The sequence below is a fragment of the Micromonospora sp. DT41 genome (assembly GCF_049841715.1).
In the GTDB taxonomy this organism is placed as follows: domain Bacteria; phylum Actinomycetota; class Actinomycetes; order Mycobacteriales; family Micromonosporaceae; genus Micromonospora; species Micromonospora profundi.
Genome location: NZ_JBNCKU010000010.1, coordinates 171,831 through 185,689, shown reverse-complemented (window position 1 = coordinate 185,689; position 13,859 = coordinate 171,831). Strand labels below are relative to the sequence as shown.

The following is a 13,859-nucleotide window of genomic DNA, read 5'->3' as shown; positions in this document are numbered from 1 at the left end:
TCCGGCTGATCAGCCCTTGGTGTCTCGTCGGTAAACGAGTTCGTTGATCCAGCGGGCGGCCTCCTTCTGCGCGGCGAGCATGCTCTGGCGGGCCTCGGCCATCTCGTCGTCGGTGTCCCTGTCGGGGTTCTCGCTCAGGATCGTCACCCACCTGCGACTCAACTCCTCGGCGTACGTCGCTTTGCGGAGCTGCTCGTCGAACTGGTACTCCAGCTTCACCATCCGGTCGACGTGCGGTTGGAGTGCCGGCATGATCCGCTCGTCGAGGCGTACTGCGGCGTCGGGTCGGCAGGTGATGAGGACGTCGCCACGCCGGTAGGACCACTCCGGATCTTCGGCGAGCGCCCGCTGCAACGCCACCTCCAGGTCCGCTGCCCGGTGCGGTGGTAGGTCTCGGGCGGCGTCGGAGGCGAGCCGGGTCAACCGCTGGACGGCGTTGGGCTGGAAATACTGCACGTACCAACTCAGCACCTCGGCCCGCAGACTCGCCGGCGAAGACCAGGCGAACGTGGCGCGGATGTAGAACGAGTACACGTAGCCGCGCGCGGGAACCGGAATCAGCCGGGGCGCGTCGCGCTGTTCGACGAGCGGGCCGGACGGCGACGGTCCGGCTCCGGCACCGACGGGTGCCTCGTCCTGGAGCGCGGCGACCAGCCGGTCCCAGCTCCGCGCCCACCAGCGCCACGCGCCGACGCTCACGTTCCGCGTGATGGTCAGCCCACGGATGCCGCGCTGCCGCCACTGGTCCGCAGGCCGCGGCCTCCCGTCGGGAGCGTCCGTCATGGCACCCCTTATGGTCACGGATCCGCATTTCACGCTAACAACCCGTGACCGATATGCCCGTAGCCACGCCCGGAGTTCACCGAGCATTGTGGAGGCGTTGAGGCACGAAGGGGTATCGCCGCGAGCTGTCAGCGGTGAGACTGATTCCGATCCGACAGTGACGCGGATCGATGCATCGGATGGTCTGGAGGCAGCCTGTGTCCACCCTCGTGTCCCCGCCGGCCACGCTCGGCGCGATCCGCCGGCGTACCACCACCCTCGCCCTTCTCCTCGCCATGGTCGCCGCCGCGCTTGTCGGCCCGTCCGTGGTGGCCCCCCGGATGGTCGACTCCGCCTCGGCAGCGGTCTACAGCTCCTGCACCATGAGCCGCTGCGCGGATGCCCGCGCCGCCCGTTCGGGCTGGTCGGCCAAGGGTTTCCCGACCAGTCGCGGCTGGTATTCCTGGAGCGGCGGCAAATCGAACTTCGCCGGCGGCCAGTTCTACAACTACGATGGCCAACTGCCCAAGAACGCCACCTACCACGAGTACGACGTCTACCCGCGCACCCAGGGCGCCGCCCGCGACGCGTACCGGATCGTCGTGAACCGCAGCACCGGCGTCACCTGGTTCTCGCCGAACCACTACACCGACTTCTACCGGCTCTGACCAACGCCGGTGCCGGCCGCCCACCGGCCGGCACCGGTGGTCGAGCCAGCTCAGGGGGTACGCGATGGTCGACCAGAACGGTGGCCCGCCCGAGTGGCTGACCGTGTGCCGGACGGGGACGCCGACCGTGCCCGGAGCTTCGGTGCTGGCCGGCGCGGCGAGCCGGACCCGACCGGCGCTCTTCGCCGCCCTGGCCGCGGCGCTGGCCCTGCCGGCGCACCTGGGAAGCACCTGGGACGCCCTCGCCGACGTGCTGCGGGACCGGCTGGACGCCGGCCCGCTCACACTGATCGTCGATGACGCCGACCAACTGCTCGCCGACGAGCCCGCCGGTCAGTACGCCCTCCTGCTCTCCGTGCTGGGCAACCTGGCCGCCACCGCCGCGCACCCGCTACGCGTCTTCCTGCGCCACGCCTCGCCCTCCTGAACGCTGCCGCTGTCAGCGCGGACCACGAGTCGACCCAGGATCCCGTGCCGCCGCGAACGGAGAGGTCCCGCGCACGCGCCCCGCGGCTACGTGCAGGTTGTCGCACCGATGACCGCAGTGTCGCCTCGACCCACTGCCATGTCGACCCACTGCCATGTCGACCCACTGCGATGTCGCCCGATGCCGATCGGCTGACCAGATTCGCGTCATCGCCGCCTGGCGTGCGCCACCGGGGATTCCGCGACCAGCGGTCCTCCCGGGTTCGGACGGGGCGTGCGTCGCCCCACGGAGCGTGAGGGTGCTAGGTGCACATGCTCCGGTGAGCTTGATGACTCTGGGGCATCAAGATGACTGTGTGGTATCAAGCTCAACAGCGACCTCGGCCCCAGCGCGTTGACCAGCACGCCGCGTCGGTCCGTAGGCACGCCGCGTGGTTGGGCACGCCGTGTCGGTCGGTTCGGCACGTCGCGTGGTTCGGCACGCCGCGGTGACCGGCGTCGCGTTTGGTAGTGCGGTGCGACGACCGGCACTGCGTTGGTAGTGCGGTGCGACGACCGGCACTGCGTTGGTAGTGCAGTGCGACGACCGGTGCTGCGTTCTTGTGCGACGTGTCGACCGGTGCTGCGCTGCTGACGTGCGGCGCTGCGGTGGCCGGTGGCCGGTGGCCGGGGCGAGCCGGCAGTCGCTGTGCGGATGCTCAGTTCCCGACACTCGGGGCCGCCCGCGTGTGCGGTGACGGTGGCGGTGACGGTCGGGTGACGTCCGCTTCGCGATTGTCGTGCCGAGCCGGGCGGTGCGCCCTGGCACGGGCAGTGGGGAGAACGGTGCGGTGGACTTCGTCGACGGGGTGCTTGTGCGGTTGGCCGATCCGGGCACCCGCGCCGCCGTCTTCGACGACGAGTCGCTTGCCCACCTGGTCGAGGCCGGGTACGACACGGAGGCGATGCCTGTCGCGCCTCCGTACTCGGCGGTGTTCGACGAGCTGACGCTCGGTTTCGCCGCCGCTCCGGTGACCCTGGCCGAGGGGGAGTGGCTGGGCTCCGGCGGCACCGCGCGTACCGAGCTGCGGGTCCGGCTGCACGGCCTCGGCGGGTCGGCGCTGCGCATCGACGCGCTGTGGCGGGGCAGCCTGGTGGTACGTACCAGTGTGGCCCGGGACCGGGTCGAGGACCTCGACGTGGCGGTGCCCGCCTTCGACGTCGACCCGCAGATCGTCGCCGACCTGGGCGCGCTGCCAACCGACCCGGCGGTGCTGGAGACCGAGCGTCGTACCCGGCTGGTGGCCCGGCTGCGGGACGGCCTGCACCAGCCGGCCGCGTTCACCGACGCGCACCTCGACCGACTGCTCGCCGGTGTGGGGGCCGCGACGGCCGGCGACCTGGTGACACGGATGCGCGGGCAGGTCGCCGGTGCCACGGTGAAGCTGCGGTACGCGGCCCCGCCGGCCGCTCCGCCCACCCCGCGGCACCTGCCGTTCGCCGCCGCCGTACTGATCCGCGACAGGGGTTTCTCCCTTGCCGACCTGCTCGTCGAAACCCGGCTCGTGCGGGCCCGCGCCGAGGAGTTGGGGCTGGACGTGCCGGCACCGGATGACGTCCGACGCCGGCACCGGGTGGTCGCCGTCTGGGTGGTGCCCATCGAGACGTTCGACGACGACGGCTGGCCCGGCGGCGACACCGGCACCGACGCGCAGAAGCGCGCCGCCCGGTTCGCCCGCGCCGGCCAGTGGCTGGCCCGCAGCGGCATCGGGCTCGCCGCCGTGACGACCTGAGACGCCCGCGCACCGACCACGGCGGCCCGGAAGCCGCGCACCGACCACGGCGGCCAGGAGCCGCCCATCGACCACAGCGGCCGAGGCCGCCTACCGACCACAGCAGCAACTCCGTCCGGGAGGACCCGTGGCACCGACAGCAGCATTCCCGTTCATCGAGGTCCGGATCGTGCCGCCACCGGCGCCACTGGCCCAGCGCTCACCGGGTGTCATCGCCGTGGTCGGCAAGGCGCCGTCCACCGCCGACGGTGGCTCGGCGCCGGCGAACACGCCGGTCCGGATCGAGACCCTCGACGACGCGGTCACCAACTTCGCCCGCCGGCAGACCGGCAACGTCGTCCGCAACGCCCTCTACAACTCGCTGGAGTTGGCGTTCCTCCAGGATCCGCGCCCGGCCAAGGTGTACGGGGTCAAGGTGTCCGGCGACGACTACGCCGCAGCCCTCGGCGCGCTGGAGGCCGCCGACGACGTGACGATGGTGTCGCTGGCCAACGAGACGAGTGTCGGCAACCCGGCCGGTGCAGGGGCGCCCACCGGCCTGCACGCCCTCAAGGCGCACGTGGAGACGATGTCCGCGGCCGGCCAGCGGCGGATCGGTTTCGCCATGGTCAACCCGGCGACCGAGAAGGTGCCCACCTACGTCGCCGACATCACCACGGCCGCGAACCCGCTCAAGAGCAGCACCAGCCGGATGGTGATGATCGCGGCCCGGGGCGCGGACGGGGACGCGGCCACCGCCGCGATGGCGGCAGTGGCCGGGCTGCCGGTGCACCACAGCATCGTGCTGAAGAAGATCCGTGGCGTGGCCATCCCGGTGGCCAAGCAGTACAGCCCAGCCGAGATCAAGGGCCTGTCCGAGGCGAACCTCACGCCCATCATCGATCCGACCCTGATCAGCGGAGAGAGCCTGCACTTCGCCGACGGGCGGCTGTTCACCACCGACGCGAGCCTGCTGCACGTCGACCTGGTCCGCACCCTCGACCAGATCGAGTTCATGCTCCGCGCGGGCCTGATCGGCCTGGTGGGCGACGCGCGGATCACCAAGCCGGGGATGACGCTGCTGAAGACCCAGGTCGACGGCATCCTCGGACCCCTCAAGCGGCAGGCGGTGATCGACGACTACCGCATTGAGATTCCGGTGCTGGACATCCTCAGCATCCCGGAGGTCGCCCGTACCGCCACCGACACCTCGATCGTCACCGCCGCCCGGGCCGACCGCACTGTCGACCTGGTCGTCACCGTCACGTACGGCCCGGCCGTGAGCCGCCTGCTGGTCACGCTCGTGGCCAAGTTCTGACCCGGAGGAACCAGACCATGGAGTGGAAGACCCGCCTCGCGGTGCAGTACACAAAGGGCACCGAGACGGTGCTGATCAGCCCGATCGACTCGTTCAGCCCGTCGTTCTCGCTCAACGTCGAGGCGTTGCACTCGTGCGAGGTGACCCACCTGGGCGTCATCCACGCGCCGGTGTCGATGAACTTCACGATGACCGTCAAGGCGATCGGGGACGTCGCCGGTCGGCTCACCAAACTGGCCCTCGACGGCGACCTGTTCGACATCGCGCTGCTGGAGCACACCGGCGACGACTGGGCGTTCTCATCCTTCGTGTTGCAGGACTGCCTGATCACCAGTGCGACGCCGACCACCGCCACGATCTCCGGCGCACCGGCGGCGACGTTCAGCGGCTTCAGCCTGGCCGCCACCGTCGACCCGAAGACCGGCGACCAGTCCGTGCTGCCCTGACGCCTGACCGACCGACAGTCGACGACAGCCCGCCCACGATCAACCGGAGGTAGCAGATGGCGACCGGTGCTGGCCGTGCCGCCCGGGTCACCCGTACCGGGCTGGCCCTGGTGCACGCGGGTGAGCTGGTGTTGCCGGCGGCCGGTAGCGAGGCCGAGGCCGAGCAGGTCGCCGAGGACGATCGCGCTGTCATCGCGTACCACTTCCCGGTGGAGATCGAGGTGGTAGCGGCCGGCGGCGCGGTCGACGTCGACGCCCTCGCCGACCTCGCGCTGGCCCGGCTCGCCGAGCACCTGGACGGGCGGTCCTGACGGTGGCCATCTCGGTGCACGTACCGGTGCGGATCCGGCTGGACGCCGGCTCGGTGACCGGGCGGCCGGAGGCGGTGACCGATGCGCTCGGCGCAGCCCTGGCGCGGGCTCTGGAACGCTCCCGCCGTGAGGTGGTCGCGCCCCGCGGCGGCTACCTGGAGGTACGCGCCTCAGCGCCGGAGTTCCGCTGGGCCGGCGCGGGCTGCGAAGGGGTGGCCCCGGAGGACCGGCGTGCCTTCGAAGCCCGGCTCCGTCGGCGCATGGACGAGGTGGTGGCTGCCGCTCGTCTGGACCCGGGGCTGCCGGCCGGTGTGGCGGCGCCGCTGAGCCGGCCGGCGGTCGAGCTGTTCGATCCGCAGCGGTTGCGCAGCATGCTGGCCGTCTACCGGGTGCCCTCCTACGACGACGGTGGTGACGCGGCCGAGGTGCCGGTGGACGGCGATGCGCCACCGCCGGTGCGCTACGAGTGGAACCTGCGACCTGTCACCCACCTGGCCGGTCATTTCGCCGAGCTGGCCCGCGAGGCGGTCCGGCAGCACGGTGGCCTGCCGTCGGGCAGCGCGCAGGGCATCATCGCCCGGGTCACCGACCTGGAGGGACGGCAGGTGTGGCTGGTCATGGTGACCACCACCCCGCTGTCGTTCTTCACCTTCGACCGGTTCGGGGAAACGGTCTTCCGGGCCACACCGCAGCCGCACTTCGAGATCGAGGCGCGTACGCCCAGCCCGCAGCCGGGCACCGTCGATCGTCGACTGGTGTCCGACCGCGCCGCGTTGGTGGCGATGGTGGACGAGGAGATCGGCGCCGACATCCGGTCCCGGCTGCGCACCGGCCAGCCGCGGGGCGAGACCACCACCGCCGAGGAGTACGCGGCGCAGATCGAGCGGGCCGTCGAGGTGGAGGTGAACCGCCGCGTCGACGACATCCTCGGATCGCTGGGTGGCGCGGCACCGACCAGCCTGATCGTCGTCCAGGTGGGTGGTACGTCGCTGCTGCTTGTCGGTACCGAGGCCACCGACTCGACGCTGCACTGGACCGGGCGGGCGAACCTGCTGCCGATCAGCGTGGAGCAGCATCCGACAACGCCTGTCGACCCGAAGGCGCCACCCGGCGGAGGCACCAGCACGGGCACTGCCAATGGCAATGGCAATGGCAATGGCGCGGGCGCTGGCGCGAGTACGGGGACAGGCACCGGCACGGGCACCGGCGGCGCGGGCGACGGAACGGCCACGGGCGCGGGGACCGGGGGAGGTACCGGCGACGGCGCTACGTCACGTGGCGGATTCGTCTTCGACCCGAGCGCCCCGTCCGGGCCACCCCGTGCCAATGCGAGCCGATTCCCGCTTGTCACCGGCGGGCGGGCGGAGATCCCCGCGTGCGGGTCGCTCAACGGCGAACCCGACCTCGACGCGCTCGGCGCGGACGCCGACGAGCTGCGCCGGCTGATGGACGACATCGCGTTCCGGCTCCAGATGAACCAGCCCTGCCGCTACCCGGCGACGTTCTGCCTCCAGGCCGCCGCGGTGCTGCGCGCCCGCGCCGCCGCGATCGGTGTGATGGTCGGCGCGGCGGAGCGGGAGGGATTCAGCCGGCCCGTCCCGGAGGGCACCGGTCGGCTCGGACCGCTGGACTTCCGGCCGGTCGCCTCGCCCGCCATCCAGTTCCTGCGCCACCTCGCCGGTGTGGTGCCCCGGCTGGACCACCTCGCCCGGCGTGTCATGGCTGTCTACGGCAAGCCGGAGCACTGGGCCAGGATCCGCAGCGCCGCGTTCGAGCACCCGGCAGCGTGGGACCTGCACTTCCTGTACGCGTTCACACCGGCCGTGAAGGACGCCGTCGGGACGATCTTCGTGATCGGCAACAAAGCAATGCTTGTGCAGTTGCTGCTCAGCTCCCGGCAGGGTATCCAGGCCCGGATCACCAGCTTCCCGGACTACGCGCCGATCTTCGAGCGGCTGATCGTCTCCCAGCTCACCGACTACGTCGAGTTGCAGGGCCTACGGGACCGGCTGCGCCGGCACGAGACGGCCCGCAGCGTCCACACCCACACCAGCGTCGGAGGTGAGGCGCTCGCCACCGCGAGCATGGTGAACCCGTCCACCGCCTGGTTCGGGGCGGCGCACTCGCTCTCCGGCGCGTTCCTCGCCGCCGAGGCCGCCTTCACCAGCCCCGGGGCAGCCGGCGAGATCGTCGAGCGCGACGGCGTGGCCCGGATCCGGGACTCCCACGGGGTGCTGTGGACCGTCGCCGACATCGAACAGGCGATGGTCATCCAGCGCGGCGAGGCCGAGGGCATCGACCCGCTGGTCAAGCAGATCGCCGACCTGCCCGACGTGCTTGCCCGCTTCGCCGGTGACCGCAGTGCCATTCGCGACGAGCTGTGGCGGGTGCTCCAGGACATGCGGAGCAACAACGACGAGATGCTCGACCGCGCCCGGGGAGACGCCGGGTTCGCGTTCCGGTCCAGCCGGATCAGCGAACACATCCCGTCGGCCACCATCCCGGGTGGCCGGTACGCCCTACAGGGCATCCACCTCGTCACCCACCAGCAGCTCGGCGAGTTCTTCGGCGGCAGCAGCTACTACACCCTCGGCGTCGACGACCTGTTCAGCAGCGAGTTGGGCCGGCAGGCGCTGTCGGCGTTCGCGCTGACCATCGGCATCATCGCACTGTCGGTGCTCTGCCCACCGCTGGGCTTCGCCGTCGGGGTGGCGGTGGCCGTGGGCGACGTGGTCCACGCCCACCGGCGCGAGCGGCTGTACGAGGCGCTCATCGACCCGGAGCTGGTGCTCACCCGCGCCGAGGTGGAGGTGGAACTTTTCGCGGCGTACCTCGGTCTGGCGCTGTCCCTGATCCCGGAGGTCGGCACCATCGGCGGCGCGGCCATGCGCGGCGGCCGGGTCGCCCTGCGGTACGGGCTCCGGGCAGGCGTACGGGCCGGTACCCGGTACGTGGCGCGCCGGGTCGCCCGGCAGGTCATCGAGGCGGCCTCCCGCGACCTGTTGCAGGCGTTCATCACCGAGATCCTGCTCAACGAGGTGCTGGAACGCGTCGTGCAGAAGCTCATGGAGCCGGTGCTGGCGTACGTGGAGCGGGAGGCGATGCTGCGCAGCGCGGTCGGCGGTCCGGAGGGCGCCCGGTTCCTCCTCATGGTGCTCGACTCCCAGTCCGCCGCCGGTCCACGCGCCCCGGTGGTGCGGCCGTGACCCCGCCCCGCCGGTTCCGCGCCGGCCGCTTCCTGGACTCCGCGGCGGTGCACGCCGCCGCCGACGCGAACCCCCGTCTGCGCCGGTTCATGCGTACGGTGGCCGGGCACAGCGAGGGCGGCGAGGTGCGGTCCCGTCAGCTGCTGGAGCACCTCATCCGCCGCATCGTCGACGACGTCGGTGACCTGCACCTGGGCAACGCGGTGAGCAGGCTGGAGCGGATCGCCGTGCTGCGGGAGAACATCGCCGCGATCCTCGACCACGTGCTCGAAGGCCGCCCCCTGCCCGAGGGCACACGGGTGACCGCGTTGGGGGAGTACTTCGACCAGCTCCGAACGGAGATGCGCGAGCTGAGCCGACCGCGCGACGGGATCGTGGGTGACGCGCCGCTGCGGCTCGCCGACGACGCCGCCGCGTACGCCGAGTCGTTGCTGCGGGATTTCGAGGCCGGCGGCGGTCGGCACAGCGAGCCGGCGGCCGTGGTGGGCGACGCGTTCCGGGCCATGCCAACGGACCGGCAGGCGGCCGTGCGCCGCGCTGCCGAGTTGGAGCCGCAGGCGCTGTGGCGGGCGGTGGCCAGCGAGACCGAGAGCGGTAAGCGGGCCGCCGTCGCGGACCTGGAGACCCGGCTCGGCGGCCGGCTCACCCCCGACGAGATGGCCCGGCTGCGTGCCGCCGTCGACGACCTCGGCCGGGCCCGCTCGCGGGGCTTGCAGATGAACCAGGTGCGGCTGGCCGAGATCCTGGCCCGCATCGCCGACCCGGAGTTGCGGGCGGTGGTGGCCAGCGGCGACGTGTGGCTCACCCAGCAACTCGCCGCGCACAACCCGGAGGCGCTGGCCACCCTGTGGCGGCGCTTCCGGGAGCGGGGCGGACGCGCCGACGACGGCCCCGGCTTCCGCGCCTACCTGCGCCACGACATGGTCACCTACGGCCGGGGCGTACTTGGCGAATACACGGCGGCGTTCTCACTGAGCAGCATCAAGACGTTCCTCAAGGGGCCGGACGCCAACGTCAAGGTCGCCGGCACCGACCTCGTCGGTATCGGCCGCGACGGCTGGGTGTGGCTGATCGACGACAAGTCGCACCGCGCGACAAGCGTCAGCGACGTCAGCGCGCTCACCGACAACCTCCCCACCAACCTGCGCCGCGACGCCGCAGATTTCCGCGAGGCCATCGCACAGCTGCAACGCGACGATCCGGGCTTCACCCCCAACCGGCAGATCGTCGACGCGATCGGCCGGATGGAGGACGCCGCCGCCGAGATCGACCGGATCAACAGGCGCGGCTCCGCGGCCACCCGGCCGGCGCGGATCAGCGCGGCGCTGACGGAGCGCCGGCTGCGACTGCGGGTCACCAGCGCCGCCGGCGAGGTCCGCGAGATCACTCAGGCGCTGCGCGACCTGGGTCTGACCGTCAGCCGCACCGGTACGCCGGTGCCGCTGCCACCCACCGGAGGTCGCTGAGCATGGCCATCACCAGCAGCTTCATACGGTACGGCACGGTGCCGTCGGCGATCATCAGCGACGGTGTGCTGCCCATCCCGCTGTGGGCTGTCACCGCGATCTCCCTCGCGCAGACGTACCACCTGCCGCCGATCGGCTCCACCGCGCACAAGGCGATCGTGGCCACCCACGACGACACCATCACGCTGACCGGGGTGCTCGTCGGCGCGGAACGGTACGCCTGGAAGTTCGCCCTGGAGACGATGGCCGAGGCGAGCAAACGCGGCACCGCCCTCGCTGCGTACTCCGGCGGGAAGTTCGGCGGGCTCATCCTCGTCACGTCGATGACCATCCGCACCGACATGCAGGTGCAGTCGCTGACCTTCAGCGCCTCGGCGGCCCGCCGCGACGTCCTGGACACCACCATCACCCTCGTCCACGTGCCCCGTCCCAGCCTGCTCGGCAAGCTGCTCGACGTGGCGAGCATCGGAGTCGGCGCGCTCGCCGACGGGTTGGGGAACTGACATGCCACCGTTCCCGATCGACCGTTACCTGCTGCCGGAGACACCCATCGAGGTGCCCGACGGGTTCACCGAGGTCCGGCAGAGCCTCACCGCCGGCCTGCCGCACCGCGTCGAACTGGGCGCGGGTGTCCACGCCGTGCTGATCCTGCCCACCGGCCTGGCCCGGCAGTGGCTGGACACCGACCCCCTGGCGGTGGTCAGCAGCTCCGCCGACGACCTGGCGCCCCGGCCCGCACCGCAGGCCACAGCCCCGGCCCCGGCGCTTGTCGGCCGGGTGCCGCTGCGCCTTGTCGTCCGCCAGGGCACCCGGATCCTCGGCTCGGTGCCACTTGCCACCGGCCTGCGCCGGGTCTGCCCCGACGCCGGCCTCACCACCGACGCCAACCCGTCGGCAGCCGTGGAGGTGCTGGTGCTGGCCTGGCTGCTGCACGCCGGCACGGTACGCGGCTCCGGCGACTACGGCTCGACCCTGACGCTTGCCTGGCGGCCCGCCGACCGGGCCGTGGACCAGTTCGGACCGCCGCCGATAAACGAGTTCGTCTGGCGTCGCCGCCCACCCGCGCAGCGCGTCGAATCCGAACTCGGCCCCGGCCGGCTGCGCTACCGCTACCTGCTCGACAAGAAGATGCGGAGGGTCCTGCGGTGACACTCACGCCGTTCCAGACCGGCCAGGTACGCCAGGGGGCGGTCGGCAACGACGCCGGCTGGACCCTCACCTTCCACCGGGAGACCCCGACCGGGCTCAGCCAGGACGCCACCCTCACAGTGTCCAGCGCCGACTACTACGCGGCCATCGACGCGGCGCTGCCCGACGGGCTGGGCCCCGGCGCGTACACGATCACCGTGCAGGGGCTGATCGACGAGCACTTCGCCGCGCTGCGCACCGCCGACGGGCAGCCGCCGCTGGTGGCGAAGCTGCACCTGTACTGGCGGGACGCCAACACCTCCGTTGGCGCGTTCTTCACCAACCTGGTCGGCGTCAACGCCGGCCCGTCACCGGCCGAGCTGACCCAGGCGCTTGTCGCCGTCCTGCGCGTGACGAAGGTGCGCCGGCTCACCGGCGAGCGGACGTACGACACCGAGCTGACCCTCGTCGAGCAGGCGTACGCCCGGCTCGGGCAGCGGGTCGCCGAACGGTTCGAGGCGGCGAACTTCACCGCCGCCGTCCGGGCCATCGCCGAGCGGACCCGGGTGGACATCGCCACCTGGGGTGCCAACCCGGACGGCACGATGACCCGGGGCGCCGGCGAGGCGGCCGGCGACGAGCGTGTCGCCTTCGGCGCCGGGCTGCTCTACCGCGCCGCGCTGGACCGGCTCGGTGGCGCGTTGCAGCAGTCGCTGAACGCGTACGGGCGGGGGATGCTGCTGATCCGCGACGGGACAGTGCACATCGGCAAGCGCCCCATCCCGTACCCCGAGGGGGAGCCGAAACCGCTCACCCTCGCCACCGGGCTGCTGGAGTGCACCGAGAACGGCAGCCAGGACACCGACCCGTACGCGGCCACCGAGGCCGGGGGCACCGCGCCGCCGCGTCGCCGGGCGTGGACGTTGACCCTCAAGGGCCGTCCCGACCTGAAGCCCGGCGACCTGGTGCTCTTCGACCCGCCTGCGGTGGACGAGGCCACCACGCTGGGCAGCGTCGGCGCGGCGTTGCTCGGCTCGTTCGCGGCACCGTTCGCCCCGTCGACCGGTGAGCTGGGCGCGGGAGCGAAGCTGCTCTACCTCAGCGCGGCGCGGCACACCCTGTCGCGTACCGCCGGGTTCGTCACCGTCGTGCAGGGCGTGGAGGTCTCCTCGCCCGCGCAGGCCTGGGACACCTGGAGCGACGCCTCGGGCGTGGCGGCCGCCGAGCCGGCGGGCCCGGCGTCGTCGCCGGGGGTGGCCGCCGCGGAGGCGGTGCGCCGGGCCGCCCGCGCGGCCCGCGGCGAGACGCGCGGGTTGGAGATCGGCGAGGTACGCGCGGCGGCCACAAACGCCAGCGGCGCTGTCGAGCCGCCCGCGCAGACCGAGACGGTGTGGGAGGGGCTGGTCCGCTCCGACGGACGGCCCAACGGTGCCCGCCGCCTGCCGGTACGCCGGCAGGAACCCGCGCCGCTGCCCGGGGTGACCTACCTGACCCCGTTCGCGTGGGGTGGCTGTGGACTGATCCTGCCCCGCTACCCGGGCACCCGGGTGGCGCTTGCCTACCGCAACGGCGCACCGGACGACCCGGTTGACGTCGGCGCGCTCTGGCCCACCGGGCACGCCCCGGTGTCGCAGCCGGGGGACTGGTGGCTGTCACTGCCGGTCGGGGTGGACACCAACAGCCGCGCGTCGATCGGCGACTCGGTGGTGCCCGCCGACCACGCCGGCAAAGTGACGCACGACCTCACCGACGGCGACGGCAACCGGGTCATCGAGCTGGGCGAGCTGACCGTGCGGGTGGGCCGGGACCAGCTGCGCGGCCGGGGCCAGCGTCCGGCGCGCGCCGACGACGCCGACAGCATCACCATCGAGCACGCCGGTGGCTCGTCGATCGTCATGAAACAGGACGGCTCGATCACCATCACCGCCAAGCAGATCGACCTGGACGCCGGCGACGGGCCGGTGAACATCACCGGCGGCACCGTCACCATCGCCGCCGACGACGTCGACGTCCAGGTCAGCAACGCGATGAACGTCCACTGAGGAGAGCGAGATGGCATTCGTGCTCACCACGTCGAGTGACGTGCACTGCCCCAACCAGGGGAAGGTCTCCCCGGCCGGGCAGGCGAAGCTGATCGTGGCCGATGCCGAGGTGACCCGACTCGACGGCATCGTCGGCAAGTCGGTGTCCGGGTGCAAGATCACCGACAGCAGCTCCACGCTGCAGTGCAAGAAGGTCGTCTCGGCGACCGGCGCCGCCGAAAAGCTGTTCGTCAACGGCAAGGGGGTGGCGTTGGCGACCCTCGGCGGTGCCACCGACGGCACCACCCCCGGCCTTTCCGCCACCGCCGGGCAGAGCAAGCTGAAGGCGGTCTGAG

13 protein-coding genes are annotated in these 13,859 nt (G+C 72.1%); 12 read left to right on the top strand and 1 reads right to left on the bottom strand.

The window, feature by feature from the left end; translation table 11 throughout:
- Positions 1-9: 9 nt before the first annotated feature.
- On the bottom strand, positions 10-783 hold the full coding sequence (locus ACLQ23_RS20220) for a hypothetical protein (protein WP_355589125.1): 774 nt from the start codon (positions 781-783) through the stop codon (positions 10-12).
- Positions 784-980: 197 nt separating this feature from the next.
- On the opposite strand from ACLQ23_RS20220, the gene ACLQ23_RS20215 reads away from it, so the two are divergent.
- From ACLQ23_RS20215 to ACLQ23_RS20160, 12 genes are all read left to right on the top strand, one after another.
- Positions 981-1,430 (top strand): ribonuclease domain-containing protein, encoded by a 450-nt coding sequence (locus tag ACLQ23_RS20215; protein WP_425880932.1) that lies wholly within the window; start codon positions 981-983, stop codon positions 1,428-1,430.
- 64 nt (positions 1,431-1,494) lie between these two features.
- Positions 1,495-1,857 carry a barstar family protein gene (locus ACLQ23_RS20210; protein ID WP_355589128.1) on the top strand — a complete coding sequence of 121 codons (363 nt, stop codon included), beginning with the start codon at positions 1,495-1,497 and terminating at the stop codon, positions 1,855-1,857.
- Positions 1,858-2,650: 793 nt separating this feature from the next.
- Positions 2,651-3,628, top strand: a complete 978-nt coding sequence (locus ACLQ23_RS20205; RefSeq protein ID WP_355589130.1) for a hypothetical protein — start codon at positions 2,651-2,653, stop codon at positions 3,626-3,628.
- 127 nt (positions 3,629-3,755) lie between these two features.
- On the top strand, positions 3,756-4,925 hold the full coding sequence (locus tag ACLQ23_RS20200; RefSeq protein ID WP_355589132.1) for a hypothetical protein: 1,170 nt from the start codon (positions 3,756-3,758) through the stop codon (positions 4,923-4,925).
- A 17-nt stretch (positions 4,926-4,942) separates the two neighbouring features.
- Positions 4,943-5,371: a hypothetical protein gene (locus ACLQ23_RS20195; protein ID WP_334549664.1), complete on the top strand. Its 429-nt coding sequence runs from the start codon at positions 4,943-4,945 to the stop codon at positions 5,369-5,371.
- 56 nt (positions 5,372-5,427) lie between these two features.
- Positions 5,428-5,682: a hypothetical protein gene (locus ACLQ23_RS20190; protein WP_355589135.1), complete on the top strand. Its 255-nt coding sequence runs from the start codon at positions 5,428-5,430 to the stop codon at positions 5,680-5,682.
- Positions 5,683-5,684: 2 nt separating this feature from the next.
- Positions 5,685-8,888: a hypothetical protein gene (locus ACLQ23_RS20185; protein WP_355589137.1), complete on the top strand. Its 3,204-nt coding sequence runs from the start codon at positions 5,685-5,687 to the stop codon at positions 8,886-8,888.
- On the top strand, positions 8,885-10,354 hold the full coding sequence (locus ACLQ23_RS20180; RefSeq protein ID WP_355589138.1) for a hypothetical protein: 1,470 nt from the start codon (positions 8,885-8,887) through the stop codon (positions 10,352-10,354). The genes ACLQ23_RS20185 and ACLQ23_RS20180 overlap by 4 nt, the downstream gene beginning before the upstream one ends.
- A gap of 2 nt (positions 10,355-10,356) precedes the next feature.
- Complete coding sequence (locus ACLQ23_RS20175; protein ID WP_355589140.1) at positions 10,357-10,857, top strand: hypothetical protein; 501 nt, start codon at positions 10,357-10,359, stop codon at positions 10,855-10,857.
- A 1-nt stretch (position 10,858) separates the two neighbouring features.
- Positions 10,859-11,503: a hypothetical protein gene (locus ACLQ23_RS20170; RefSeq protein WP_425880931.1), complete on the top strand. Its 645-nt coding sequence runs from the start codon at positions 10,859-10,861 to the stop codon at positions 11,501-11,503.
- Positions 11,500-13,524 (top strand): hypothetical protein, encoded by a 2,025-nt coding sequence (locus ACLQ23_RS20165; RefSeq protein WP_425880930.1) that lies wholly within the window; start codon positions 11,500-11,502, stop codon positions 13,522-13,524. The genes ACLQ23_RS20170 and ACLQ23_RS20165 overlap by 4 nt, the downstream gene beginning before the upstream one ends.
- Before the next feature lie 10 nt (positions 13,525-13,534).
- Positions 13,535-13,858 (top strand): hypothetical protein, encoded by a 324-nt coding sequence (locus ACLQ23_RS20160; protein ID WP_355589146.1) that lies wholly within the window; start codon positions 13,535-13,537, stop codon positions 13,856-13,858.
- The last annotated feature ends 1 nt before the right edge of the window (position 13,859 follow it).

What these genes read in the sequence shown, in the direction of transcription:
- ACLQ23_RS20160 (WP_355589146.1), top strand. Translation starts at nt 13,535, where the DNA reads ATGGCATTCGTGCTCACCACGTCGAGTGACGTGCACTGCCCCAACCAG.
- ACLQ23_RS20220 (WP_355589125.1), bottom strand. Translation starts at nt 783, where the DNA reads ATGACGGACGCTCCCGACGGGAGGCCGCGGCCTGCGGACCAGTGGCGG.
- ACLQ23_RS20210 (WP_355589128.1), top strand. Translation starts at nt 1,495, where the DNA reads ATGGTCGACCAGAACGGTGGCCCGCCCGAGTGGCTGACCGTGTGCCGG.
- ACLQ23_RS20195 (WP_334549664.1), top strand. Translation starts at nt 4,943, where the DNA reads ATGGAGTGGAAGACCCGCCTCGCGGTGCAGTACACAAAGGGCACCGAG.
- ACLQ23_RS20175 (WP_355589140.1), top strand. Translation starts at nt 10,357, where the DNA reads ATGGCCATCACCAGCAGCTTCATACGGTACGGCACGGTGCCGTCGGCG.
- ACLQ23_RS20190 (WP_355589135.1), top strand. Translation starts at nt 5,428, where the DNA reads ATGGCGACCGGTGCTGGCCGTGCCGCCCGGGTCACCCGTACCGGGCTG.
- ACLQ23_RS20170 (WP_425880931.1), top strand. Translation starts at nt 10,859, where the DNA reads ATGCCACCGTTCCCGATCGACCGTTACCTGCTGCCGGAGACACCCATC.